23 protein-coding genes, 1 tRNA gene and 1 CRISPR repeat array (1 of these 25 cut by a window edge) are annotated in these 22,631 nt (G+C 63.4%); of the genes, 12 read left to right on the top strand and 12 right to left on the bottom strand.

The window, feature by feature from the left end:
* Nucleotide 1: 1 nt before the first annotated feature.
* From THECO_RS15855 to THECO_RS15840, 4 genes are all read right to left on the bottom strand, one after another.
* Nucleotides 2-1,399, bottom strand: coding sequence for an MBOAT family O-acyltransferase (locus THECO_RS15855; RefSeq protein ID WP_015256048.1), 1,398 nt, complete (start codon nucleotides 1,397-1,399; stop codon nucleotides 2-4).
* Nucleotides 1,400-1,600: 201 nt separating this feature from the next.
* Nucleotides 1,601-1,676 (bottom strand) — tRNA-Thr (locus tag THECO_RS15850).
* A gap of 962 nt (nucleotides 1,677-2,638) precedes the next feature.
* Nucleotides 2,639-3,292 (bottom strand): NUDIX hydrolase, encoded by a 654-nt coding sequence (locus THECO_RS15845; protein WP_015256046.1) that lies wholly within the window; start codon nucleotides 3,290-3,292, stop codon nucleotides 2,639-2,641.
* Nucleotides 3,293-3,328: 36 nt separating this feature from the next.
* Nucleotides 3,329-3,664, bottom strand: coding sequence for a winged helix-turn-helix transcriptional regulator (locus THECO_RS15840; RefSeq protein WP_015256045.1), 336 nt, complete (start codon nucleotides 3,662-3,664; stop codon nucleotides 3,329-3,331).
* Between the two features lie 182 nt (nucleotides 3,665-3,846).
* Here THECO_RS15840 and THECO_RS15835 point away from each other — a divergent pair, with 182 nt between their 5' ends.
* Nucleotides 3,847-4,785 (top strand): aldo/keto reductase family protein, encoded by a 939-nt coding sequence (locus THECO_RS15835; RefSeq protein ID WP_015256044.1) that lies wholly within the window; start codon nucleotides 3,847-3,849, stop codon nucleotides 4,783-4,785.
* Between the two features lie 151 nt (nucleotides 4,786-4,936).
* Here the strand turns inward: THECO_RS15835 and pflA are convergent, their stop codons facing one another.
* From pflA to THECO_RS15820, 3 genes are all read right to left on the bottom strand, one after another.
* Nucleotides 4,937-5,752: a pyruvate formate-lyase-activating protein gene (gene pflA, locus THECO_RS15830; RefSeq protein ID WP_015256043.1), complete on the bottom strand. Its 816-nt coding sequence runs from the start codon at nucleotides 5,750-5,752 to the stop codon at nucleotides 4,937-4,939.
* Between the two features lie 59 nt (nucleotides 5,753-5,811).
* Entirely contained in the window at nucleotides 5,812-8,079 is a 2,268-nt protein-coding gene (pflB, locus tag THECO_RS15825; RefSeq protein ID WP_015256042.1) for a formate C-acetyltransferase, read from the bottom strand.
* A gap of 168 nt (nucleotides 8,080-8,247) precedes the next feature.
* Nucleotides 8,248-9,003: a Crp/Fnr family transcriptional regulator gene (locus THECO_RS15820; protein ID WP_015256041.1), complete on the bottom strand. Its 756-nt coding sequence runs from the start codon at nucleotides 9,001-9,003 to the stop codon at nucleotides 8,248-8,250.
* Between the two features lie 306 nt (nucleotides 9,004-9,309).
* Between THECO_RS15820 and THECO_RS15815 the strand changes: the two genes are divergently transcribed.
* The 3 genes from THECO_RS15815 to THECO_RS15805 all read left to right on the top strand — a co-directional run bounded on the left by THECO_RS15815 (nucleotide 9,310) and on the right by THECO_RS15805 (nucleotide 11,633).
* Entirely contained in the window at nucleotides 9,310-9,786 is a 477-nt protein-coding gene (locus THECO_RS15815) for a GAF domain-containing protein (protein ID WP_015256040.1), read from the top strand.
* 73 nt (nucleotides 9,787-9,859) lie between these two features.
* The gene (locus tag THECO_RS15810) at nucleotides 9,860-10,516 is read left to right on the top strand and encodes a response regulator transcription factor (protein WP_015256039.1); all 657 of its coding nucleotides are present in this window, start codon (nucleotides 9,860-9,862) and stop codon (nucleotides 10,514-10,516) included.
* Nucleotides 10,509-11,633: a PAS domain-containing sensor histidine kinase gene (locus THECO_RS15805; protein ID WP_015256038.1), complete on the top strand. Its 1,125-nt coding sequence runs from the start codon at nucleotides 10,509-10,511 to the stop codon at nucleotides 11,631-11,633. Before THECO_RS15810 ends, THECO_RS15805 begins: the two co-directional genes overlap by 8 nt.
* Nucleotides 11,634-11,700: 67 nt before the next feature.
* On the opposite strand, the gene THECO_RS15800 is transcribed toward THECO_RS15805, so the two are convergent.
* A complete protein-coding gene (locus THECO_RS15800; RefSeq protein ID WP_015256037.1) occupies nucleotides 11,701-12,183 on the bottom strand; it encodes a Dps family protein in 483 nt (160 codons plus the stop codon).
* A 395-nt stretch (nucleotides 12,184-12,578) separates the two neighbouring features.
* Here THECO_RS15800 and THECO_RS15795 point away from each other — a divergent pair, with 395 nt between their 5' ends.
* Nucleotides 12,579-13,166 (top strand): guanylate kinase, encoded by a 588-nt coding sequence (locus tag THECO_RS15795; protein WP_015256036.1) that lies wholly within the window; start codon nucleotides 12,579-12,581, stop codon nucleotides 13,164-13,166.
* A gap of 61 nt (nucleotides 13,167-13,227) precedes the next feature.
* On the opposite strand, the gene THECO_RS15790 is transcribed toward THECO_RS15795, so the two are convergent.
* Nucleotides 13,228-13,578 (bottom strand): hypothetical protein, encoded by a 351-nt coding sequence (locus THECO_RS15790; RefSeq protein WP_015256035.1) that lies wholly within the window; start codon nucleotides 13,576-13,578, stop codon nucleotides 13,228-13,230.
* Nucleotides 13,579-13,676: 98 nt separating this feature from the next.
* Between THECO_RS15790 and THECO_RS15785 the strand changes: the two genes are divergently transcribed.
* On the top strand, nucleotides 13,677-14,015 hold the full coding sequence (locus THECO_RS15785; protein ID WP_041853949.1) for a hypothetical protein: 339 nt from the start codon (nucleotides 13,677-13,679) through the stop codon (nucleotides 14,013-14,015).
* Between the two features lie 33 nt (nucleotides 14,016-14,048).
* Here THECO_RS15785 and THECO_RS15780 read toward each other — a convergent pair whose 3' ends face one another.
* Entirely contained in the window at nucleotides 14,049-14,450 is a 402-nt protein-coding gene (locus THECO_RS15780; RefSeq protein WP_015256033.1) for a secondary thiamine-phosphate synthase enzyme YjbQ, read from the bottom strand.
* A gap of 131 nt (nucleotides 14,451-14,581) precedes the next feature.
* Here THECO_RS15780 and galU point away from each other — a divergent pair, with 131 nt between their 5' ends.
* A complete protein-coding gene (gene galU, locus THECO_RS15775; RefSeq protein WP_015256032.1) occupies nucleotides 14,582-15,460 on the top strand; it encodes a UTP--glucose-1-phosphate uridylyltransferase GalU in 879 nt (292 codons plus the stop codon).
* Between the two features lie 85 nt (nucleotides 15,461-15,545).
* Here galU and THECO_RS21465 read toward each other — a convergent pair whose 3' ends face one another.
* Nucleotides 15,546-16,118 carry a hypothetical protein gene (locus THECO_RS21465; RefSeq protein WP_015256031.1) on the bottom strand — a complete coding sequence of 191 codons (573 nt, stop codon included), beginning with the start codon at nucleotides 16,116-16,118 and terminating at the stop codon, nucleotides 15,546-15,548.
* Between the two features lie 204 nt (nucleotides 16,119-16,322).
* Here THECO_RS21465 and THECO_RS15765 point away from each other — a divergent pair, with 204 nt between their 5' ends.
* The gene (locus THECO_RS15765) at nucleotides 16,323-16,958 is read left to right on the top strand and encodes a bifunctional 4-hydroxy-2-oxoglutarate aldolase/2-dehydro-3-deoxy-phosphogluconate aldolase (protein ID WP_015256030.1); all 636 of its coding nucleotides are present in this window, start codon (nucleotides 16,323-16,325) and stop codon (nucleotides 16,956-16,958) included.
* 29 nt (nucleotides 16,959-16,987) lie between these two features.
* The gene (locus tag THECO_RS15760) at nucleotides 16,988-17,902 is read left to right on the top strand and encodes an alpha/beta hydrolase (RefSeq protein WP_015256029.1); all 915 of its coding nucleotides are present in this window, start codon (nucleotides 16,988-16,990) and stop codon (nucleotides 17,900-17,902) included.
* Between the two features lie 154 nt (nucleotides 17,903-18,056).
* On the opposite strand, the gene THECO_RS21795 is transcribed toward THECO_RS15760, so the two are convergent.
* Entirely contained in the window at nucleotides 18,057-18,245 is a 189-nt protein-coding gene (locus THECO_RS21795; RefSeq protein WP_157373594.1) for a hypothetical protein, read from the bottom strand.
* A 205-nt stretch (nucleotides 18,246-18,450) separates the two neighbouring features.
* On the opposite strand from THECO_RS21795, the gene THECO_RS15755 reads away from it, so the two are divergent.
* From THECO_RS15755 to THECO_RS15745, 3 genes are all read left to right on the top strand, one after another.
* Nucleotides 18,451-19,233, top strand: coding sequence for a DeoR/GlpR family DNA-binding transcription regulator (locus THECO_RS15755; RefSeq protein WP_015256028.1), 783 nt, complete (start codon nucleotides 18,451-18,453; stop codon nucleotides 19,231-19,233).
* Between the two features lie 158 nt (nucleotides 19,234-19,391).
* Complete coding sequence (locus THECO_RS15750) at nucleotides 19,392-20,201, top strand: HAD-IIA family hydrolase (RefSeq protein ID WP_015256027.1); 810 nt, start codon at nucleotides 19,392-19,394, stop codon at nucleotides 20,199-20,201.
* Nucleotides 20,198-21,319, top strand: coding sequence for a sn-glycerol-1-phosphate dehydrogenase (locus THECO_RS15745; RefSeq protein ID WP_015256026.1), 1,122 nt, complete (start codon nucleotides 20,198-20,200; stop codon nucleotides 21,317-21,319). Before THECO_RS15750 ends, THECO_RS15745 begins: the two co-directional genes overlap by 4 nt.
* 192 nt (nucleotides 21,320-21,511) lie before the next feature.
* Nucleotides 21,512-22,631: a CRISPR direct-repeat array (repeat unit 32 nt; unit sequence GTTTCAACCCACGCCCGCGCACAGCGGGCGAC) (it continues 1,556 nt past the right edge of the window).

Below are 22,631 nucleotides of genomic sequence, written 5' to 3'. Positions count from 1 at the left end.
TCTAGAAGTTGAAGTAGAGAAATTCGGAAATCCGGTTCAGGAAGAAAAGCGAGACAATGAACATGGCGGCCGCCGCCAATCCGGTCTTCCAGCCGGGACGGAAATCGCGCTCCCGCTCCGACGAGTTGCGGGTGAACAGCACGATCGGCAGAAAAACGGCGATGAGCAGAATCGGATAAAAGTACACTTCGAAATGGCTGAACGCGATGCCGTTCAAGCCGGCCATTCCCTTGAGCAGCCGGAGCGCCTGATCGAACGATTCGGCGCGGAAGAACACCCAGGTCACGTTGACGAACAGGAAGGTGATCCCCCACGCGAGCCAGCGCGGCAGCGGGCGGCCCCATTCGCCCCAGATCCGCTGGATGACCTGCGCCAGGCCGTGGAGGAAGCCCCACATGATGAACGTCCAGCCGGCGCCGTGCCAGAAGCCGCCGATCAGGAAGACGGCCATGTTGTTGAAATAGGTCCGGAACTTGCCCTTGCGGTTGCCGCCGAGCGGTATGTAGATGTAGTCGCGCAGGAACCGGCTCAGCGTCATGTGCCAGCGGCGCCAGAAATCCTGGATGCTCGTCGCCTTGTACGGCGAATTGAAGTTCTGCGGCAGCCGGATGTTGAAGAACAGCGCGATGCCGATCGCCATGTCGGTATATCCGCTGAAGTCGAAATAGAGCTGGAACGTGTACGACAGCGCCGCCACCCAGGAATCGATGAACATGTGCGCCCTGGCGAAGCCGTCGTTCGCGAATTCGGCGAACGTGTCGGCGATGACGACCTTTTTGAACAGACCGATGCAGAAAATGAATCCGCCGCGGGTGACGTTGCTCCAGTTCCACACTTTGTTCCGGACGCGGTCGAACTGCGGCATCATTTCGCCGTGGTGCAGGATCGGACCGGCGATCAGGTGCGGATAGAAGGTGACGAACAGAACATAATTAATGATGTCGTATTCTTTTGCCTTCTGCTTGTAGGCATCGACCAGGAACGCGATCTGGGTGAACGTGAAGAAACTGATGCCGAGCGGAAGGACGATGTGCAGCAGCGGAAAGCTGCTTCCGGCGATGGCGTTCAGATTTTCCAGGAAGAAGTCCGCATATTTATAGTAGCCAAGCAGCAAAATATCGCCGACAATCCCCGCGGTCAGCAGTTTCTTCCGGTGGTTGTGCAGCCTGGATGACGGTTCGCTTGATGCGATCAGCAGCCTGCCGACGGTATAGTTGAACGCGATCGAAGCGAGAATCAGCGGCACGTAACGGACGTCCCACCAACCGTAAAAGACGAGCGATGAAAGCGCCAGCCACACTTTGGCGGCATACGTAAGCCGGAATCGGCACAGGATGAAGTAGCCCGCTACCGTAATCGGGAAGAAGGCGAAAATGAATACATAGGAATTGAACAGCATCGGATGCGGTCACGTCCCCACGATTTGATAAGACAAGTATATTGCAACCGGACAGGAACGGCAAACGGATGAACGGCTTGTCCAAATCTTAAAAAATTTTAACTGCAAGGGAAGCTGCGTGCATCGCGGAGATGCCGCATGCACGAAAAAAGCGGCGCAGCTTCCGGTTGCCCGGAATCCGCGCCGCTCGGCGTTCCTGAATGGTGCTGAAGAAGGGACTCGAACCCCCGACCCGCGCATTACGAATGCGCTGCTCTACCAGCTGAGCTACTTCAGCGTGTATTGCCATCGCTTCAGGCGACTCTTATAGAATAACAGGGTTCGACCCGCGTGTCAACTCTCCGGCGAAAATTTTTTTTGCATCCGGGCGGATGGCCGGAAAACCCGAGGCTGCGGCTGCGCAAGCAAGTGCGAGTGTTGACGATTCACCGTATATTGCCGTATATTGCCCGGCCTGCAGGGATAGGATGTCAATAAGGCAAGCGGCGAAGGAGTGGTCTGGCAGTGAAGCGGGATGACCCGGACGGAAATGTGCTGACGGGACTGGCGATCGGCGCGCTGTTGTCCGTGCCGGTCTGGATGGCGGTGTGGCTGCTGGTCAGATATTGGCTCGGTTGAACGGCAAAACCCGGCGTTGGCCGGGTTTTTTTATCGGGGCGACTGTTCTTGAACGTTGCGGAAAACCGGTGAGGCTCAAAGTTCCGGATGCGGATTGCGGGCGTATAATGCATCAAGCCATGCGAATACGCCAACTGCAAGGGGGAGGCCGCACCATGCCGATCATTCCGAATTTCCCGCTCCAGCTGCTCGCGGAGCATCGGGCTTGGCATCATGCGCGGATGTCCGTCGATCCCGCGAATCCGCCGCCGGGGTTCGGAGCCGATTTCCTTGAATTTCATCGTCAGTTCATCCGGCGCGCGCTGGACTGGTACCGGCGGCAGGGGCTGGACGAGCGGCTCGTGCAGCCGTGGGTCGTTCCGCCGGAGCCGATTCGCGCGGCGCCTTGCTATGACCGGGCGGCGGAGGCGCGCATCATCCGGATGCCCTGGTCGTTCGCGACGGCCGACGAGCTCGGCCTGTTCATCGAGTCGCTGCACAATTGCATCCATCAACAGTCGGCGCTGCTCTACGGGGAGCCCGATCTGAACGATCTCGACGTCGCGCCGCGGAGCACGGTGTTCTACCAGATCCACGGCATGATCGACAACTGGTACCGGGCCTGGGAGGCCGCGCACGGGATCAGGTACGATCCGGTGCGGATAAACGCTGCAGGCGGCGGAACACGTCGAGATAGTAAGAAGGTTCGCGGGGGACGAAAAGGTCCGGCGTCACGCGTTCGACGGCCGGGCGCAGCTCCCGGCCGCCTGCGCCGGGCACGCAGCCTTCGGCTGTCAGTTCGGGGAGCCTCCCTTCGAACAGCGCGATCAGACTGTCGGCGTCCGCTTCATAGATGCCGGCCGTCTCTTCGATCTGCAGACGAAACGAATCGAGGGGCGCGTCGGACAGCGCGCCGTAGACGCGGCTGATCTCGCGGTCGATGAACGGGACGCCGCGGGCTATGCCTTCGCGCACCGACCGGTGCTCGAACAGGAACGTCAGCTTCTCGAACGGGATGTCAAGGCCGATCTCCTCGCGAATTTCGCGCGCGGCATCGCGATGCGTTTCTCCGGCGGCCAGATGGCCGGCGACGGTGATGTCGAAGCAATCCGGGAAGGTGTCCTTCCCGGACGCTCGCCGCTGGAAGCGGACCATCAGCCCGCCGCCCGCGGGCCTGGCCAGCCAGCAGTGAAACGAGCGGTGCCAATGGCCCCGCGCATGCACTTCGCTGCGCGCGGCGGTGCCGATCGGACGCATCGCTTCGTCGTAAATGTCGAACCATTCTTCGTCGCTCAAGGTTGCGGCCCCCGATCATGATCGTTTGTGTTTCGCTCAAGTCCACTTGGCCGCCCACAGTTTCATCTGCTTGATGATCGGATGCAAGTCTTCGCCCTTGGGCGTCAGCTTGTACTCGACCGTGACGGGCACCGTCGGATAGACATGGCGCTCAAGGACGCCCTTCGCCTCGAGATGGCGGAGGGTGCTGGTCAGCGCGCGCGGGCTGACGTGGGGGATGGCGCGCTGCAGCTCGCCGAACCGCTTCTTCCCGCCGAACAGTTCGCGCAGGACGAGGAAGGCCCATTTGCCGCCGAGCACTTCCAATGTTTTCTCGATGTTGCATTCGATGTGGACGGGATTTTTCGGTACATAGTTCCGGCTGCTCTGCATGACGTAGGCTCACCTCACCCGGGATATGAATGGACGCTATAACGCGTATAGTAGATATCGTGCGTATAATATAATGAAAAACATTTCACTTCTTACCATGATATATGAACTGTTCTAGAATGGGAAGGGGACGGCGGTGCTGGTGCCGCCGCCCGAGACGGAATACCAGGAGGAGATGCGGCATGAAATACCGGAGACTGGGACGGACGGGCCTCAAGGTAAGCGAAATCAGTCTGGGCAGCTGGCTGACCTACGGCGGATACGTCGAACGGGAAAACGCGGTCCAATCGATACGGAAGGCATATGATCTCGGCATCAACTTCTTCGACACCGCGAACGTGTATGAGCGGGGCGCGGCGGAGGAACTGATGGGCGCCGTGCTGCGCGAGTATCCGCGCGAGTCGTACGTGCTGGCGACGAAGGTGTTCTGGCCGATGGGCGACGGGCCGAACGACCGCGGGCTGTCGCGGAAGCACATCATGGAGCAGGCGCACGCGAGCCTGAAGCGGCTCGGGCATGATTATGTCGATATTTACTATTGCCATCGCCATGATCCCGAGACGCCGCTCGACGAGACGCTGCGCGCGATGGACGACCTCGTGCGCCAGGGCAAGGTGCTCTATGTCGGCGTCAGCGAGTGGACGGCGGCGCAGATGGCGGAAGCGCTGGCCATCGCCGACAAGTATCTGCTCGACCGGATCGTCGTCAACCAGCCGGTGTACAACATGTTCAACCGTTACATCGAGCCGGAGATCATTCCGCTCGGCGAACGCTGCGGCATCGGACAAGTCGTGTTCTCGCCGCTGGCGCAGGGGCTGCTGACGGGCAAATATACGTCGGTGGACAGCATCCCGGCGGACAGCCGCGCGGCACGGCTGGACTGGGTGAAGAAAGGGATCACCGAGGAGAAGATCGCGAAGGTCCGCAAGCTGTCGGAAGTGGCGGCCGAGCTCGGCATCACGGTCGGCCAGCTCGCGCTGGCGTGGATTCTCCGCCAGCCGAACGTGGCGAGCGCCCTGGTCGGCGCAAGCCGTCCGGAGCAGGTCGAGGAGAACGCGAAGGCGTCCGGCATCGAGCTTTCCGCCGACGTGCTGGAGCGGATCGAGGAGATTTTGAAGTAAGAATTGCAGGATAAAGAGAAGGCCGATGCGTACGCGGGGCAGTCCGTGGGGGCGCATCGGCCTTCGTTGTGCAAGGGAGCGGATCAGGTGCAGATTTGCACTATATGGCGGTTTTTCCATCTGATCCGGGGTGATGAGGTACATTTTTGCACTACGCGCCATATTGGGGGATGCGAGGGCCGGACGAAGCGGTGCATCCGGTCCGAGACGCCTCCCGCCGGCCTTCCTCGATGATCCGCTTCGCCCGCTCGATCTCCCGCTGCGTCGGCTCCTGCACGCCTTCGAGCGTGTACGGGATGCCGAGCTGCTGCCATTTGTACACGCCCATCCGGTGATAGGGAAGCAGCTCGAACATGTCGACGCCGCGCAGCGTGCCGATGAAGCGGCCGAGCGCCAGCAGGTCCTCGCGGCGGTCGGTGAATCCGGGAATAAGCACGTGGCGGATCCACATCCGCCGGCCGGTGTCGGACAGATGACGGGCGAACCGGAGAATGCGTTCGTTCGGCTGCGATGTCAGGTCTTCGTGCCGCGCGGGATCGATCATTTTCAGGTCGAGCAGCACGAGGTCGGCCGCGTCCAGCAGGCCGCAGGCTTCGGCGTGCGCCGGCTCGCAGAAACCGGAGCTGTCGATGGCGGTGTGCAGGCCGTACCTGTGCTTCGCTTCGCGCAGCAGCGCGGCGACGAACGGCGCCTGCAGCGTCGGCTCGCCGCCCGATATCGTGATGCCGCCGCCCGACTGCCGGTAGTAGTCCAGGTAGGGCTCGATCTCGGCGAGCACGGCTTCGACATCCATTTCACGGCCGGCGGAAGTGTCCCAGGTGTCGGGGTTGTGGCAGTACCGGCAGCGCAGCGCGCAGCCTTGAAGGAAGAGGACGAACCGGATGCCCGGTCCGTCCATCGTGCCGAAGGTCTCGATCGAATGAACGCGTCCGGTTGCCGCGGTGTCGAGTCTGTCGTGGTGCCGCATGTTTGTTCCCCTCCATTCGATCGTGCCGGCCTTCGTCCGCCGAAGCCCATACCGTCCCGCTACATCGATTCGTGGAACGTCCGGCTGATCACCTCGAGCTGCTGTTCGCGCGTCAGCTTGATGAAGTTGACGGCGTAGCCCGAGACGCGCACGGTGAGCTGCGGATATTGTTCGGGATGCTCCATCGCGTCGATCAGCGTCGACCGGTCGAACACGTTCACGTTCAGGTGATGGCCGCCCTGCGTCATGTAGCCGTCCAGCAGCGAGGCGAGGTTGGCGATCCGGCTGTCCAGGTCGCGGCCGAGCGCCTTCCCGACGATCGAGAACGTGTTCGAGATGCCGTCCAGCGATTCGGTGTAAGGCAGCTTCGCCACGCTCGCGAGCGACGCCAGCGCGCCTTTCCGGTCGCGGCCGTGCATCGGGTTCGCGCCCGGCGCGAACGGTTCGCCCGCCCGGCGTCCGTCGGGCGTCGAGCCGGTCTTCTTGCCGTAGACGACGTTCGAGGTGATCGTCAGCACCGACTGCGTCGGAATCGCGCCGCGGTAGGCTTTGTGCTTGCGCAGCTTCGCCATGAACGACGTGACGATCTCCACCGCCAGGTCGTCGACGCGCGGGTCGTTGTTGCCGTATTGCGGGTAATCGCCCTCGATGCGGAAGTCAACCGCGATCCCTTGTTCGTTGCGGATCGGGTGCACCTTCGCGTATTTGATCGCGCTCAGGCTGTCGGCGACGACCGACAATCCCGCGATGCCGCAAGCCATCGTGCGGATGATGTCGCGGTCGTGCAGCGCGAACTCGAGCCGCTCGTAGCAATATTTGTCGTGCATGTAGTGGATGACGTTCAGCGTGTTCATGTAGAGCTCGGCAAGCCATTCGAGCACGCGGTCGTAGCGCTCGCGGACTTCGTCATAGTCCAGCGTGTCCGCCGCGATCGGCGCTTCCTTCGGGCCGACCTGGATGCCGAGCTTCTCGTCGACGCCGCCGTTGATCGCGTAGAGCAGCGCCTTCGCCAGGTTCGCCCGGGCGCCGAAGAACTGCATCTGCTTGCCGATCCGCATGGCCGACACGCAGCAGGCGATGCCGTAGTCGTCGCCGTAGATCGGGCGCATCAGATCGTCGTTCTCGTACTGCACCGAGCTCGTCTCGATCGACACCTTCGCGCAGTAGTTCTTGAACGCCTGCGGCAGCCGCGTCGACCAGAGCACGGTCAGGTTCGGTTCAGGCGCGGGGCCGAGGTTGTACAGCGTGTGCAGCATCCGGAAGCTGTTCTTCGTCACGAGCGTGCGGCCGTCTTCGGCCATGCCGCCGATCGATTCGGTGACCCAGGTCGGGTCGCCGCTGAACAGCTCGTTGTATTCCGGCGTGCGCAAGAACTTCACGATCCGCAGCTTCATGACGAAATGGTCCATCAGCTCCTGCGCCTCGGTCTCGGTCAGCGTCCCTTCGGCGAAATCGCGCTCGAAGTAGATGTCGAGGAACGTCGAGACGCGGCCGAGGCTCATGGCGGCGCCGTTCTGCTCCTTGATCGCGCCGAGATAGGCGAAGTACAACCATTGCACCGCTTCGCGGGCGTTCGCTGCGGGCCGCGAAATGTCGAAGCCGTACGACAGCGCCATCTGCTTCAGTACTTCGAGCGCGCGGATCTGTTCGGCGTGCTCCTCACGGGCGCGGATGACTTCCTCCGTCATCGGTCCTCGCTCCATGGTCGCGAGGTCGGCCTTCTTCGCTTCGATCAGCCGGTCGACGCCGTACAGGGGCACGCGCCGGTAGTCGCCGATGATGCGGCCGCGGCCGTAGGCGTCCGGCAGGCCGGTGATGATGCCCGCCCTGCGCGCCGCGCGCATCTCCGGCGTGTAGACGTCGAATACGCCCTGGTTGTGCGTCTTGCGGATTTCCGTGAACAGCCGGACGATCTCCTGCGGCAGTTCATAGCCGTAGGCCTTGCATGCATCCTGCACCATGCGGATGCCGCCGAACGGCATGATCGCCCGCCGGAACGGAGCGTCCGTCTGCACGCCGACGATTTTCTCGAGCTTGCGGTCGAGGTAGCCCGGTCCGTGCGAGGTGATGGCGGACGGGGTGTTCACGTCGACGTCCCAGACGCCGCCGCGTTCCCGCTCTTCCCGGGAGAGCCGGCTGACGATCTCCCACAGCCGGGTCGTCGCTTCGGTCGGCCCCGCGAGGAACCGCTCGTCTCCCTCATAGGGGGTCACGTTGCGCAGAATGAAGTCGCGCACGTCGATTTCTTCCATCCACCGGCCGGATTGAAAACCGCGCCAGCAGTCCGGTACGCCTTCGGTTCGGGGTTGTTTCACAGCAGTGGTCATGACACCTGCTCCCTCCCTCTAACGCTTCGTGCAGGGGCCGCGGACAGCGGCACGCTGCCTTCATCTGCAATGGTACCAGCCTTTGGACGGGAAGTATGTGAAATAAATCACAAACATCGGAGTTTTATTTTCGTTTTTGTACCGTGCGGTCTTGCCGGCGCATCGGCCTCAGATGCTGCAAATCTCCTTCGGGCAAGCCGGACATTCGGGACAGCCGGCCATCTGCCGCAGCTTGTCGAGCTGCAGCACGCGCAGCCTGCCGCCGGGCGCCATGTCGATGATGCCTTCGTTCTTCATCGTGTTCAGCATTCGGTTGATGCTCTCGCGTGTCGTCCCGACCAGTTCGGCCAGCTCCGTGTTCGTCAGCTTCAGCCGGATGAGGATGCCGTCCGGCTGCGCGACGCCGAAGCTGTTCGTCAGGCGGATCAGCGTCGAGGCGAGGGCGCCCGGCTTGCCGAGCATGATGAGATCGCACAGTTTCGATTCGCTCCTGCGGCGCAGCATGCTCATCCACATCGCGAACCGGAACGCCAGCTCGCCGTCCTTGCTGAGCAGCAGTTCCAGGTCCGGCAGCGGAATGATGCCGGCTTCGACATCGTCCATCGCTTGGCCGCTGTTGCGGTGATTCGGATCCCAGGCGTCGAAATCGACGAGGAAATCGCCCGGCTTCAGAATCGACAGCAGCAGGTCGCGGCCGTCGTCCGTCGTGCGGCGCAGCTTGACATGGCCTTTGCGGATGTAGTAGACGGCTTCGGCGGGTTCTCCTTCCCAGAACAGGTAGGCGCCCGCTTCGTAGCGCCGGATGTGCATGATCGATTCCAGTGCCTTGAATTGGCGTTCCGTAAACGGGCTGTTTCCTTGCTCCCGCCGGCAGACGGCGTGCTGTCCGAATGCGGCGGATGCGGTCATCTGTTTTGTCGTCATGACGGTTTGCCTCCTCGTGCATCCTGCTTATCCCAAGCATACAAGGTTTTCGGGGCGGGCGTAATCGGGGAATCGACGGAGTTTTCGGCGGGGACCAACCGGATTTGGATGATGATGAAAATCACAGACTCGGGCCGCAAAATCGCGTATGCTGGCTGTATCGGCGCAGTTCGGGGAGAGCGCCCCGAGAGTGGCATCAGGGAATTCCCCGAGTGCGGTTTGGATTTGCGGATTTCATCAGTGAACTGACAGCATAGAGACCACACCCAAGATCGGACCGGCATGCGGCAGGAAGGTGGGAGGAAAATGGAGAACGCCAAGGAAGCGATTTTGCGCGAAGTGAAAAAGCTGCGCCGCGAGACCGAGAGCGATTTCGCCGGACTCGGGCTGCTGGATCCGGCCAGCCGGCGCGTGACATGGCGGGTCGTGGTCGGCAGCGTCAGCAGCCGGACGCCGAACATGACGCAGCGGCCGAGCGTCGGGCTGCTCGGCCTGGCGATCCGCTCCGGCACGCCGGTCTGCTTCGATCCGAGCCGTCCCGGCGCGGAGCGGGCGCGGATCGACGACCCGATCCTGCTCGCCGAAGGTCTGGCCGCCGCCGTATTTCTGCCCGTCAGGGCCGGATGCGATATATCCGGCGTCATGCTGCTCGGCAGGCGGCTGACGAAGGATTACACCGATGCGGAAATCGGCCGGGCGATCCGCGGCATCAAGGCGCTCGGCGCGCGGGAGGAATGGTGGCGGGAGCTGTCGCTGGAGGCGGCAAGCTGGCCGAAAAGGTAGCGGTCGTTGCGGTATTTTTGTCCTTTCTGCTACAATTCGGGTAACATGCCGTGGAAGACGGAGGAATCGTAAGATGGTGAAGCTGCTCCTGTGCGACGATCATGCGGTGGTCCGCTCGGGACTTCGCATGCTGCTCGACGGCAGGCACGGCATCGAAGTGGTCGGCGAGGCGTCGGAAGGGGGCGAAGCGATCCGGATGGCGCTGGAGCTGAAGCCCGATGTCGTCCTGATGGACGTCAGCATGCCGCACGGCATGGACGGCCTGGCCGCGACCGCGGAGCTCAAGCAGCGGCTGCCGGAGACGAACATTCTCATTCTGACGATGCACGACGACGACGAGTATTTGTTCCGGGCCATCCAGATCGGCGCGTCGGGCTACATTCTGAAGAACGCGCCCCACGAGGAGCTGGTGTCCGCCATCCGGTCGGTGGCAGCCGGGGACGCCTACCTGTACCCGACGGCGACGAAGCGGCTCATGAGCGAATATTTGAACCGGCTGAAGTCGGGCGCCGAGCCGCCGGACGCCTACGACACGCTGTCGGAGCGGGAGAAGGAGGTTCTCGGCTGGATTGCGCGGGGGTATTCGAACAAGGAAATCGCCGACAATCTGATCATCAGCGTCAAGACGGTCGAGACGCACAAGGCGAACCTGATGGAGAAGCTGGGGCTCAAGACGCGGCCTGAGCTAATCAAATTCGCGGTCAAGAAAGGATTGTTGAACTTTGAATAATGCCGTCGGCGCAAAGCTGGGCAAGCAGGAAGCGGAGGCTGCCGCGCGCCTGCTGCACGAGATCGAGACGCTCATCGCGGACGAGGAAGTGCGCAGGCAGCTCAAGACGGCGCTCAAGCAGCTCGCGGACGTGAAATTCGCCCTCGACGAATCGTCGATCGTGGCGATTACGGACGCGAAGGGCATCATCCAGTACGTAAACGACAAGTTCGTCGAGATCTCCAAATACAGCCGCGAGGAGCTGATCGGCCAGGATCACCGGATCGTCAACTCCGGCTATCATGACAAGGCGTTCATCCGCGACCTGTGGCGGACGATCTCGCGAGGGGAAGTCTGGCGCGGCGACATCCGCAACCGGGCGAAGGACGGCACCTACTACTGGGTAGACACGACGATCGTGCCGTTCCTGGACGAAAACGGGCGCCCGTATCAGTATCTGTCCATCCGCAACGAAGTGACGAAGCTGAAGCAGGTGGAGCAGGAGCTGAAGACGATGATGACCCGCGTCATCGAAGTGCAGGAGGAAGAACGCAAACGGATCTCGCGCGAACTGCACGACGGGGTCGGCCAAAGTCTGTTCTCGCTGCTCATCCGCATCGACCGGCTGCTGGACGACAACCCGGAGATGGCCGAGCTGCGCAGTCTGCGCCGGGACGTGGCGGACGTGATGGAAGACATCCGCAGCATGTCCCGGGAGCTTCGGCCGTCGGTGCTGGACGATCTCGGTGTCGGCCCGGCCGTCCGCACCTATATCGAGAACTATTCGGCACATTACGGTATCGGCGTGCGGCTCGCGATCGAACTGCGCGGCCGGCCGGCCATCGCGGCGGAGACGACGATCTACCGCGTCGTGCAAGAAGCGCTGACGAACATTGCGAAATACGCCGACGTTGACGAGTGCGAAGTGTCGATCAAGGAAACGGACGATGCGGTCGAGACGATCGTGCGGGATGAAGGCGCGGGCTTCGACCCGTCCGTCAGCCGGAGCGGCGTCGGCCTGTTCTCGATGGAAGAGCGGGCGCGCGCCGTCGGCGGGACGCTTGTCATCCGGTCCGCGCCGGACAAGGGGACCGAGGTGCGGCTCATCGTGCCGAAGGAGCCGGCGGCTCCGCGGTGACGCGCGGCAAAGAAACGGCCTTCCCGGCTCACCTGGAGTCGGGAAGGCCGTATTCATCGAGCCGCCGTCAGACCGTGCGGACGCGGGCGTCCGAAGCCGCGGCGGGAGCACCGGTCTGGCCGGCGAAGGCGCGCAGCATCCAGGCGTGCTTGTCCAGGCTGGTCCGGATGCCGGTGAGCAGATCGGCGGTCGATGCGTCGCCTTCCTGCTCCGCCGCGCGGATCCCATCGGCCAGCTCGGCGGAGATCATCCGGAAGTCCTCCGCGATCGTCAGCACCATCGCGTTCGCATCCTCGGTGCCGGATGCTTCCCGAATGGCGGACAGCTTCAGGTATTCCGCCATGCGGGAGACCGGCCGGCCACCCAGCGCCAGCAGCCGTTCGGCCAGTTCGTCGACGTATCCGGCCGCTTCATTGTACAGTTCTTCGAACTTTGCGTGCAGCGTGTAGAATGAAGCGCCTTTCACATACCAATGATAATGGTGAAGCTTGACGTAGAGCACGCTGAAATTGGCGATTTGACGGTTAAGGATTTCATGAATGGACGCCATGTCGAATCTCCTCCTTCGCAGTTCTGGAATCGTGCGCGTTCCGCGGCGGGCATCGTGTGCTTCGTTCCCGCGTTAGGTTGCGCCAATTCCGCGGGATTATGCCGTTTGCAGAGACGGACAACAAAGTTTGTATCAATTTTTAATTTAGAATTATTATAAATAAGAAAAAGACGCTTGTCAAACCCTGTCGGCTCCCGGTTTGAAAAAGCCAGAAATCGAAAGATATCGGGAGCATTCGCGGGCAGGGACGTGGGCGTCGCTGATTATTGACCGTGACAGCCGATTTTCGTTACAATAGTGAAACACAAACGCTTGCAGTGCCGGGTTTTGTCCGTATCGTGCGCTTTTCGCTGCGGTTTGCCGCCATCATTTTCATGAAGGAGGAGGAGATCGGGATGTATGTCATGAAGGATTCGGAATACATGTTCGTCTTCACGGGTCCGGACGGATCGGGACGGAAGACTGTCGCCGACGCGGTTGCGCAGACGCTGGGCATCCGCAAGGTGCCCGGATACGCCACCCGCAAGCCGCGCCCGGGCGAAGTTGACGGCGTCGACTATCATTTCATCTCGCGGACGCTGTACGACCAGCTCGAAGAAGACGGCGAATTCCTCGAAAGCATCGAGCTCAGGGGCAACAAGTACGGGATTCGCGACAAGGATGTCGCCCGGGCGTTCGAGAAGAGCGGATCGGTCTACCTGATTCTGAATCGTGAAGGTGCGGACATTCTGAAAGAGAAGTACGGCGATCACTGCATCCGGCTGTTCATCTATGCCGACCGCCGCACGGTGGAGGAACGGCAGCGCGCGCTCGGATTGCCGGAAGACGTCATCCAGGAGCATCTGAGCCGCTACGAATACGACATGGAATATCAATCGCAATGCGAGCATGCGTTCGAGAACTACGATCTCGCACATACGGTGTTCGATATTACCAATACGCTCGAGAAGTATTTGAACCGGGGACTGGTGGACAAAGACTGACCGTTCCCGATTCACAAGCGAAGACCGCCGTCCGCTGTGCCAGCGGTTCGGCGGTCTTGTTTCAGAATCCCTGCTGCTGAGGGAAATAGCTGCCCGCGCCCGCGGCCGTATAGGACAAGCCGGCCGCCGGGACGGCGTTCGTCACGGCATATTCCAGCTGGCGGCAGAGGCTCGAAGCCTGCTGCAGCTGTTCCAGGGCCGTCTGATGGCCTTGCAGCGCGGTCTGGATAATCTGAACCGCCTGACGCTCCCGCTGCGCAAGCTGTTCAAGCATGGCGACGTTCTGCTGCTCCTGCTGAAGCATCTGCTGGTACTTCTGCGTCGATTGCTGCGTCTGCTGAATCAGCTGCGAGAGCAGCTGCTCGCAATGCCGGATCTGCAGGGCAGCGTTCGGGACATCATTGTGATACATCGCGATACCTCCTGGTCAACGGAATCGGAGCCGGGCGCAGGATGTCCGTGCACGCTGCTCCGCGATTAGGATGGCGGACCGGGGGCAATTTATACACCATGGGCATGATGAACAGGGAGGCGCAGAAAGTGGCGGAATGGCGGTTCGTTTTTCGCATTGATTATCTGAACGTGGCCGGGGAAGAACGCAATCTGAAAGGAACGCTGTACACGGACGGCAAGCCGCCGACGCCGGAAGATATCCTGGGGTTCCTCCGGCAGAGCGGATTCGACGTGAAGGTCCGCGACCGCGAGCATCTCGTGTTCTACCGGGAAGGGGAAAACCCGCTTGAGATCCGGATCGTGAAGATCGGCAATGAAGAGCGGGAGCACGACGACGCCGTGCTGAAGGCCATTCTCGAGCAGTTCCGCAAGCGAGATCCCGCCATCGGCGGGTGACGCGCGGCCGCGGCGCCGCATGCCGGCCCGGCTTCAGCCCGCGATGATCTTGATCATGTACGTGCGGGTCCGGGGGCCGTCGAATTCGCAGAAATAGATGCCCTGCCACCGGCCGAGCAGCAGCTTCCCTCCGGAAATGATCACGGTCTGCGAAGCGCCGGCGGTGATCGTCTTCAGATGGGAGGCGGTGTTGCCTTCCATGTGCCGGTAGCCCGGATGCTGCCAGGGATACACTTCATCCAGGCGGAACAGCACATCGTGCCGGACGTCGGGGTCGGCGTTCTCCTGAATGGTGATGCCGGCCGTCGTATGGGGCGAATAGATGACGGCGATGCCGTCCGTGACGCCGGAACGCTTGACCGCGGCCTGGACCTGACGGGTGATGTCGATCATTTCGTCGCGTCTCGACGTGTGGAGCGTTTCGGTCGTGAGCATCGGACTTCGTCTCCTTCTGCAATGTCGGGGTCAGCCTCATTGTGCACGGGCGGGCGGCCGGTTGTCAATGCGGGACAAGCCTCGGGAGTTTTTCATCCCGTACCTATACATAAGGAAAGGGGAGGTCGCCGTTGACCAGAACCCGCATCCGCAAGGCGGTTCTTCCGGCGGGAGGACTCGGCACGCGATTCCTGCCGGCGACGAAGGCGCAGCCGAAGGAAATGCTGCCGCTGATCGACAAGCCGGCGATCCAGTATATTGTCGAAGAAGCGGTGAAGTCCGGCATCGAGAGCATCATGATCGTCACGGGCCGGAACAAGCGGGCGATCGAGGACCATTTCGACAAATCGGTCGAGCTGGAGATGGCGCTGAAGGCGAAGGGCGACGGGGAAATGCTGGACATCGTCCGCGGCATTTCGAATCTGGCGGAGATCTATTACATCCGGCAGAAGGAGCCGCTCGGGCTCGGGCACGCCGTCCTCAGTGCGCGGCATTTCGTCGAGAACGAGCCGTTCGCGGTGCTGCTCGGCGACGATATTCTCGTCTCGGATCCGCCGTGCCTCCGGTCGATGATCGACGTGTACGAGCAGACCGGCTCGTCCGTCGTCGCCGTCATGCAGGTGCCGTGGGAGGAGACGGAGAAATACGGCATCGCCGATTTCGATGCCGAATCCGGCGACCATCGCATCCGCAGTCTGGTCGAGAAGCCGCCGCGCGGCGAGGCGCCTTCCAACTGGGCGGTCGTCGGGCGGTATATTTTCACGCCGGACATCTTCCGCTATCTGGAGAAGGCCGCGCCCGGCCGCGGGGGCGAGATTCAGCTGACGGACAGCATGCAGCAGTTGAACGCGGAGTCGCCGATGATCGCCTATCCGTTCCGCGGCCGGCGGTACGACATCGGCGACAAATTCGGCTTCGTGCAGGCGACCGTCGATCTGGCGCTCGACCGGCCGGATCTGGCGGAGCGGGTCAGGGCGTATTTGCGGCAGCGGCTGAGCGGGCACGAATAAGCCATTATGTACGCGGCCGGCGGGCGATTGACCGGAATGCAGCCGCTTAAGCCGCCGGCAACCGCCCTCCGCCCTTCGCCCGAAATCAGAAGAACCGGCTCAGTTCCAGCGAGATGAAGCTTCCCGGCTGAACCGGCGTGTCGAGGAATCCGGGCGGCAGCACGCGGCCGTTCAGCCGGACGGTCGTCCGGATGTTGCTGCCGGGTCCGGTATAGACGCCGCCGACCGACACGATCTGGCCGCCCAGGCCGAACTGCACCGCTCCCGTCGAGGCGAGCGCCTGGCGCACCGTCAGCCCGAAGCGGTGCGGGATGTTGTAGGACCGCGTCAGCCACGGGAATTGCCGGCCGCCGTTGATGAATACGGTGACGAACCGCGCCGGGCCGGGGAACGGCGGGAACGGTCCGGGACCGGGAAACGGCGGGAACGGGCCTGGTCCGGGGGATGGCGGAAACGGACCCGGACCGGGGAACGGCGGAAACGGACCGGGACCGAAACCGGGACCGAAGCCGGGGCCGGGACCAAATCCGGGGCCGATTTGCTGTCCGGGCGCCTGCCCGGGCCCTTGCTGCCCCGGAGCCGGAGGAGCCGGGAAAGCGCGCAGCGAACCGCAGCCGTATCCGGCGCTTACGTGTGGGTTGGCATGCTGAACTCCCATTTGTCGATTGCTCCTTCGTGTAAGATTGGGCTTTCGGGATATCGTATGCGGCACATGCCCATCCGGTGTATGCCGATACACGCGTCCGCGGGCAGGCGCCTGCGCGGCTCTTGCGCGTCCGGGCGGATGGCGTACAATGGAAGAAGCTGAAGTTTGACAGGCGGCAGACGGAATGCCGCCCTTGTCGTTACAGGGGGAACGAATGTGAGCGGCACATTGGATCTGCTTCTGAAGGAGCGCATCGTGGCGATCGTCCGCGGACTGGAAGGCGAGTCGGCCGATCGGGCGGCCGAAGCGCTGGTGGGCGGCGGCATCCGGCTGGTGGAAGTGACGATGAACACGCCGGGCGCGCTGAAGACGATCGCCGGATGGCGGGAGAAGTTTGACGGGCGGGCGGCGATCGGAGCGGGCACCGTGCTCGACCTGCAAATGGCGAAGGAAGCGGCGGCGGCAGGCGCCATGTATCTGATCTCGCCGAATCTGGACGAAGAGGTGATCGCCTTCGGCGCGGAGCGGGGGCTGTCCGTCTGGCCGGGGGTCATGACGCCGACCGAGATCGTGCGTGCGTGGAAGGCGGGCGCTGAGGCGGTGAAGGTGTTCCCGATGGCGTCGCTGGGCGTGGGTTACCTTGCGGAAATCCGCGCGCCGCTTGACCATATCCCGATGATCGCGACGGGCGGCGTCGACCTGACGACAATCCGGTCGTATTTCGAGGCCGGAGCGGCCGCGGTCGGGATCGGGAGCAGGCTGCTGAACCGGGAGTGGATCAAGGCGGGCGATTTCGAACGGCTCACGGACAATGCCCGCCGTTATGTCGAAATTGTCCGGTCGCTGACGTAAAACGGACGTGCGCGAAGGGGGAGACGGTCATGGTCGGCTGGGTCATCGGGGCGGCAGCTGCCATCGCGGCGGCGGGAGGCGGCGCATGGATGCTCGGCGCGAAGACGCAGCAGCCGAAGCGGCGGCCGATCGGGGAGCTGCCGCGGGCGCCGTATGAGACGGTCCGGTTCGAGAGCGAAGGCGTGCCGATGGTCGGCTGGCTGATCCGGCCGGATGCGGCCGGCACGGGTTCCGGCGGGCCGCTGCCGCTCGTCGTCATCGCGCACGGCTGGGGCTCGAACCGGTCGCGCGTGCTGCGCTACGCGCATCCGCTCGTCGAAGCCGGGTACGCCGTCTTCGTGTACGACGCGCGCAGCCACGGCGAGAGCGGCGCGGTCAAGGCGCCGACCGGGCTCATGTTCATGGCCGACATCGAGGCGGCGGTCGCGACGGCGGCGCGGCTGCCCGGCGTCGACGCCTCGCGCATCGCGGTGCTCGGCCATTCGATGGGCGGGCTCGGCGCCCTGCTCGCCTGTGCCAACGGGCTGCCGGTGCGCGCCGTCATCACGGACAATGCGCCGCTCACGATCGAGACGATTCTCCGGTCCGAGCTCAGGCGCAGAAATCTTCCGGTGTTTCCGCTGGACCGGATCATCCTGCGCGTCTGGCTGCTCCGGGCGGGCATCCCGTACAGGGAAGTGCGGCGCATCGACATGCCGGCCTGGGTTGCGGCCAATGCCGAAGCGGTCCGCGGCGGAGGCGGGAAGCCGGTGCTCATGATCCATTCCACCGGCGACCCGGTCATTCCGGCGGAAGAGCTGCGCAGCGTTACCGCCAGGGCGCCGGTCGAGCACCGGTTCGTCGACGCGCAGGGACACAGTTGTTCGGAGCAGGATCCCGTTTTCTGGCAGACCGTGCTGCCTTTCCTGCAGCGGCATCTGGCCGGAGGCGGTCCGCGGCGCTGAAACGGATCGACGGCTGACGGACAAAAAAAGGTCCCGCGGACGATCCGGTTCCATCGCCGCGGGATTCAAGGAAAGGGTATATGAAAATGGGGGGTTATGATCACATCATACCCGCCCAACATGAACGGAATCTGAAAGGAATATTACAATTTCATTACAAGTTTGGCTTGGCAGGGATGGCGGAAGTTTCTTCGCACGGGTCTTCATGGCAAGGAACGGCGACTTCTACCATGCTTCCGTCAAGGGGAAGCGTTCGCGCCGCCGGAATACTGCCTGCCACCTGCCCTGTCAACCCGAGGACGGGCTGCAGGCTGTTTGCAAGCCCTTGAATATCGATCGCCATCGGATGCGCTGATCCTGAAGGACGGCGCATCCTTTTGATTTGCGCGGTCTGCCCGGGCGGCATTGGCGGATTCGCACTGCGGCTGGTATTTCGTTTTCGTGCGGATGTTGTTGTTTGTTGATGAATACACGCGTTTGCCGATATACTGGAAAAAAGAAATTGCCACGGCGGAAGGGTTGCTATTTCAAGGCAGGTGGAAGTTCGCATGTTCGCGGCACAGCGGAGAGAATGGCTGCTGAAGCTGCTGGCGCAAAACCGGCAGATTATTGTGAAGGAAGCGGCGAAGGAGCTGAACGTATCGGAGGGAACGATCCGCACCGATCTCAGGCTGCTGGAGGAAGAAGGGCTGCTTGAGCGCACGCACGGCGGCGCGGTGCCGGTCAGGGCGGGCCATCAGCCGCCGGCGCACGTCATGCCGTCGCGCGGCGAGCTGAACCGGCAGGAGAAGCGGGCGATCGGCCGGCGGGCGGCGGAAATGGTGCGGAGCGGCCAGTGCATCCTGCTGGACGCCAGCTCGACGGTGTTTGAGCTCGCGCGGTGTCTGTCGGAGTACGACTACCTGACGGTCGTGACGAACGGGCTGGCTGCGGCCGAGGAGGTCGGGCGCAATCCGCGCAACAACGTCATTCTGATCGGCGGCATTCTGCGGCCCGGTTCGCGCACGGTGGAGGGCACGCTCGGGCGCGGACTGCTGCAGGAAGTCCACGCCGACCTGTTCTTCACGTCGTCCGAAGGGTTCACGGTCGAGACCGGCATGACCGATTTCAGCCCGAACGAAGCGGAGCTGAAGAAGCTGATGGCGGCCAACGCGTCGCAGGTCGTCGCGCTTCTCGACCATACGAAGCTGGGCCGGCGGTCGATCGTCACGTCCATCCAGGCGAAGGACATCCGGACGCTGATCACCGACGCGGGGGCGGATCCGGCGTGGCTGAAGACGCTCGGGAAGATCCGGGTGATCGTCGCGGATGTGCCGGCCGGCGAAAAATGACAGCTCGGCGCAGCGAAATGCGGGCCAAACGCAAACAAACGACGATAAACGACGATGCAAACGAAAACGCCGCCGCCCGCATTCAATCGTTGACTTTCGGAACGGGCGGGGCGGACAATGGGGATGAAGATTAACGTGGAATTGCGGGGCGGTGACGCATGGCGAAGGATTGGTCGCCGGACGGGTTCATTCTCGATCTGGACGGCACGGTTTATACGGGGAGCCGCCCGATCCCGGGGGCGGCGGAGGCGGTCGCATATTTGCGGGCGAAGGGAAAACGCATCGTCTTCCTGAGCAACCGGGGCAACATTTCGCGGCGCATGTGCCGCGAGCGGCTCGAAGCGATCGGCATTCCGTGCGAAGCGGAGGACATTATCCTGACTTCGTCGGTGGTCTCCCGGTATCTGGCGGAGCATGAGCCGGACGCGCGCGTCTGGGTGCTCGGCGAGCAGGGGCTGAGGGACGAGCTGGCGGCGCACGGCGTCCGGTTCGCCGCGCGGCCGCAGGAAGCGGACCGGCTCGTTGTGACGCTGCACGAGACGCTCACTTACGCGGAGCTGAACGACGCGTTCCGCGCGGTCCGGGCCGGCGCCCGCATCATCGCGACGAACGCCGACAGGACGTTCCCCGGCGAGGACGGGGAAGCGATCGATGTCGGCGGGCTGCTGGCGGCGCTCACGCACACGACCGGGACGGAAGTGGATACGGTCGTGGGCAAGCCTTCGCCGCTTATGGCCGAAGCCGCGCTGGACCGGCTCGGGCTGCCGCCGGAGCGATGCATGGTCATTGGCGACAGCCTGGCGTCGGACATCGCGATGGGCCGGCGCATGGGGCTCCGGACGGCGCTCGTGCTGACCGGCTCGGCGACGCGGGAGGCGGCGATGGCGCTCGATGAGGCCGAACGGCCGGACTGGATTCTCGATTCGCTGGCGGACATCCGCCGGCTGCTGGAGGAGATGGAACGATGAACGGTGCATCGGAAGTGCTTGGGGGAGGCAAGGCCGCAGGCCTGCCGGACCCGATCCGGCTCGCGCGGGGCGCCGCGGACGAGGCGGTGCCGTACCTGCTGGATGCCGGCCTGAAGCGCGCGCTCTTCGTCGCGGATGAGACGACGGCGCGGGTGATCGGCAGCCGGCTGGCCGAGCGGTACGGTGCGGCGGGCGGCGCGGCCCGCCTGGAGATCATCCGGCCGAACGCGGCCGGCGACGTCGTCGCCGACGAGGCATCGGTGCTGCAGGCGATCATCGCGGCGCAGCACCACGGCGCGGACGCGCTCGTCGCGGCGGGGAGCGGCACGATTCACGACATCGTCCGCTATGCCGCCTACACGCTCGGCCTGCCGTTCGTGTCCGTGCCGACGGCCCCGTCCGTCGACGGGTTCACGTCGAAGGGCGCGCCGCTCATTCTGCGGGGCGAGAAGATCACGCTGCCGGCGGCCGCGCCGATCGCCGTGTTCGCCGACCTGGACGTGCTGTGCGCGGCGCCGCAGCCGCTGATCGCGGCCGGATTCGGCGACATGCTCGGCAAGTACACGTCGCTGTTCGACTGGGTTTACGGCCGCGAGACGGCGGGCGAGCCGTATGATGAAGACATCGCGGGCCTGACGCGGGGCGCGCTCGAGCGCTGCGTGTCCCATGCCGAATCGATCGGCGAAGGGACGGAGGAAGGCGTCCGCGCCCTGATGCAGTCGCTCATCGAATCGGGCATCGCCCTGCTGCGGTTCGGGCAGTCGCATCCCGCATCCGGCGCGGAGCATCACATCTCCCATTACTGGGAGATGCACTTCCTCCGCACCGGCCGCCGGCAGGTGCTGCACGGCGCGAAGGTGGGCGTCGCCTGCGCGGAGGTCGCCGACCTGTACAAGCGGTATGCGGCGGAAGGCCGGCCGCTGCCCGACGCCTGCCGGCGCATGCTGGCGGAGCTGCCGGACGGCGACGAGCTGCGCCGGCTGCTGCGCGCCGCCGGCGGCCCCGCCGTTCCGGCCGAGCTCGGGATCGAGCCCGAGCTGCGCGACGAAGCGCTGCGCCGGGCGCATGTGGTGCGCCTGAACCGGCACACGCTGCTGCGCGCGATCAACGGCGAATAAGGCTCTGGCGGAGCGGCTGCAGCGTGCATGCCACGCTGCAGCTCCCCGGGGCTCGACAAAGTTTTTGATCTAGGCCCGGTTTCATGGTAGTTACAATCCACGCCCTCGTGTGGCGGGAGACGTCGAGTTTCACCCCACACCCGCATGTGGCGGGCAAACCGTCCGCTTGCGCCCGGTGAGCGTCTCGGCGGTATTTCAACCCACGCCCGCGCACAGCGGGCGACCAAGCGCCTGCAGGAAGAACAACGGGCGTTAATGAGTTTCAACCCACGCCCGCGCACAGCGGGCGACCAAGCGCCTGCAGGAAGAACAACGGGCGTTAATGAGTTTCAACCCACGCCCGCGCACAGCGGGCGACTAAACCGGGATTTCGCTATCAATTGTTTTTCCTACGTTTCAACCCACGCCCGCGCACAGCGGGCGACCCCGGTACTGCCCTTCGCTGATCTCGCCGCGCTGGTTTCAACCCACGCCCGCGCACAGCGGGCGACCATTCACGTCGTCGAGCCGTTCGAAATCCCGCGCGTTTCAACCCACGCCCGCGCACAGCGGGCGACGGACAGCACGGTTCTGTTCGACCTCTGCTATCAGGTTTCAACCCACGCCCGCGCACAGCGGGCGACGGGGCTGACACAAGAGCGGTCGGCGGCTGAGATGGGTTTCAACCCACGCCCGCGCACAGCGGGCGACGAGGGTAAGCGGTACAACGTGATCCGCACGTACCAGTTTCAACCCACGCCCGCGCACAGCGGGCGACACGGCATTTGACCCGTTTGCATACGCGGATGAGGTTTCAACCCACGCCCGCGCACAGCGGGCGACGCGTGATATTGTAGCTTTCAATTTGGCGCTGGCGATGTTTCAACCCACGCCCGCGCACAGCGGGCGACGCGCCACCAGTATTCGCAGTTGAAGTATTCTTCGCAGTTTCAACCCACGCCCGCGCACAGCGGGCGACACTTTGACGGTGTTCGTCGCCATTTCAACACCCCCGTTTCAACCCACGCCCGCGCACAGCGGGCGACTGACAACCGCAATCAATAGGCTGAACCGCAATGCCGTGTTTCAACCCACGCCCGCGCACAGCGGGCGACGGCACTCCAGGCCTGAACACAACTACAGCAGACGGTTTCAACCCACGCCCGCGCACAGCGGGCGACTTGCCGAGTTGTTCATCCAAAAGTTGTTCCATTTGTGCGTTTCAACCCACGCCCGCGCACAGCGGGCGACGAGTTATCCAAAACTTGGCCTTGCGAAAAGTGAGATGTTTCAACCCACGCCCGCGCACAGCGGGCGACGCCGGACGCCGTGT

It is taken from the genome of Thermobacillus composti KWC4, assembly GCF_000227705.2.
Lineage (GTDB): Bacteria > Bacillota > Bacilli > Paenibacillales > Paenibacillaceae > Thermobacillus > Thermobacillus xylanilyticus.
Note: the sequence above shows the minus strand (reverse complement) of the source record. Positions and strands in the feature narration are given on the sequence as shown.

Excerpts from the sequence above, each read along its gene's own strand:
- THECO_RS15760 (WP_015256029.1), top strand. The coding sequence starts at position 16,988 with ATGGTCGGCTGGGTCATCGGGGCGGCAGCTGCCATCGCGGCGGCGGGA.
- THECO_RS15750 (WP_015256027.1), top strand. The coding sequence starts at position 19,392 with ATGGCGAAGGATTGGTCGCCGGACGGGTTCATTCTCGATCTGGACGGC.
- THECO_RS21795 (WP_157373594.1), bottom strand. The coding sequence starts at position 18,245 with ATGGCGATCGATATTCAAGGGCTTGCAAACAGCCTGCAGCCCGTCCTC.
- THECO_RS15800 (WP_015256037.1), bottom strand. The coding sequence starts at position 12,183 with ATGGCGTCCATTCATGAAATCCTTAACCGTCAAATCGCCAATTTCAGC.
- THECO_RS15795 (WP_015256036.1), top strand. The coding sequence starts at position 12,579 with ATGTATGTCATGAAGGATTCGGAATACATGTTCGTCTTCACGGGTCCG.
- THECO_RS15745 (WP_015256026.1), top strand. The coding sequence starts at position 20,198 with ATGAACGGTGCATCGGAAGTGCTTGGGGGAGGCAAGGCCGCAGGCCTG.
- THECO_RS15790 (WP_015256035.1), bottom strand. The coding sequence starts at position 13,578 with ATGTATCACAATGATGTCCCGAACGCTGCCCTGCAGATCCGGCATTGC.
- THECO_RS15780 (WP_015256033.1), bottom strand. The coding sequence starts at position 14,450 with ATGCTCACGACCGAAACGCTCCACACGTCGAGACGCGACGAAATGATC.
- THECO_RS15835 (WP_015256044.1), top strand. The coding sequence starts at position 3,847 with ATGAAATACCGGAGACTGGGACGGACGGGCCTCAAGGTAAGCGAAATC.
- THECO_RS15820 (WP_015256041.1), bottom strand. The coding sequence starts at position 9,003 with ATGACGACAAAACAGATGACCGCATCCGCCGCATTCGGACAGCACGCC.
- THECO_RS15815 (WP_015256040.1), top strand. The coding sequence starts at position 9,310 with ATGGAGAACGCCAAGGAAGCGATTTTGCGCGAAGTGAAAAAGCTGCGC.
- THECO_RS15785 (WP_041853949.1), top strand. The coding sequence starts at position 13,677 with ATGGGCATGATGAACAGGGAGGCGCAGAAAGTGGCGGAATGGCGGTTC.
- pflA (WP_015256043.1), bottom strand. The coding sequence starts at position 5,752 with ATGCGGCACCACGACAGACTCGACACCGCGGCAACCGGACGCGTTCAT.
- THECO_RS15810 (WP_015256039.1), top strand. The coding sequence starts at position 9,860 with ATGGTGAAGCTGCTCCTGTGCGACGATCATGCGGTGGTCCGCTCGGGA.
- THECO_RS15755 (WP_015256028.1), top strand. The coding sequence starts at position 18,451 with ATGTTCGCGGCACAGCGGAGAGAATGGCTGCTGAAGCTGCTGGCGCAA.
- THECO_RS15855 (WP_015256048.1), bottom strand. The coding sequence starts at position 1,399 with ATGCTGTTCAATTCCTATGTATTCATTTTCGCCTTCTTCCCGATTACG.
- THECO_RS15840 (WP_015256045.1), bottom strand. The coding sequence starts at position 3,664 with ATGCAGAGCAGCCGGAACTATGTACCGAAAAATCCCGTCCACATCGAA.
- pflB (WP_015256042.1), bottom strand. The coding sequence starts at position 8,079 with ATGACCACTGCTGTGAAACAACCCCGAACCGAAGGCGTACCGGACTGC.
- THECO_RS21465 (WP_015256031.1), bottom strand. The coding sequence starts at position 16,118 with ATGGGAGTTCAGCATGCCAACCCACACGTAAGCGCCGGATACGGCTGC.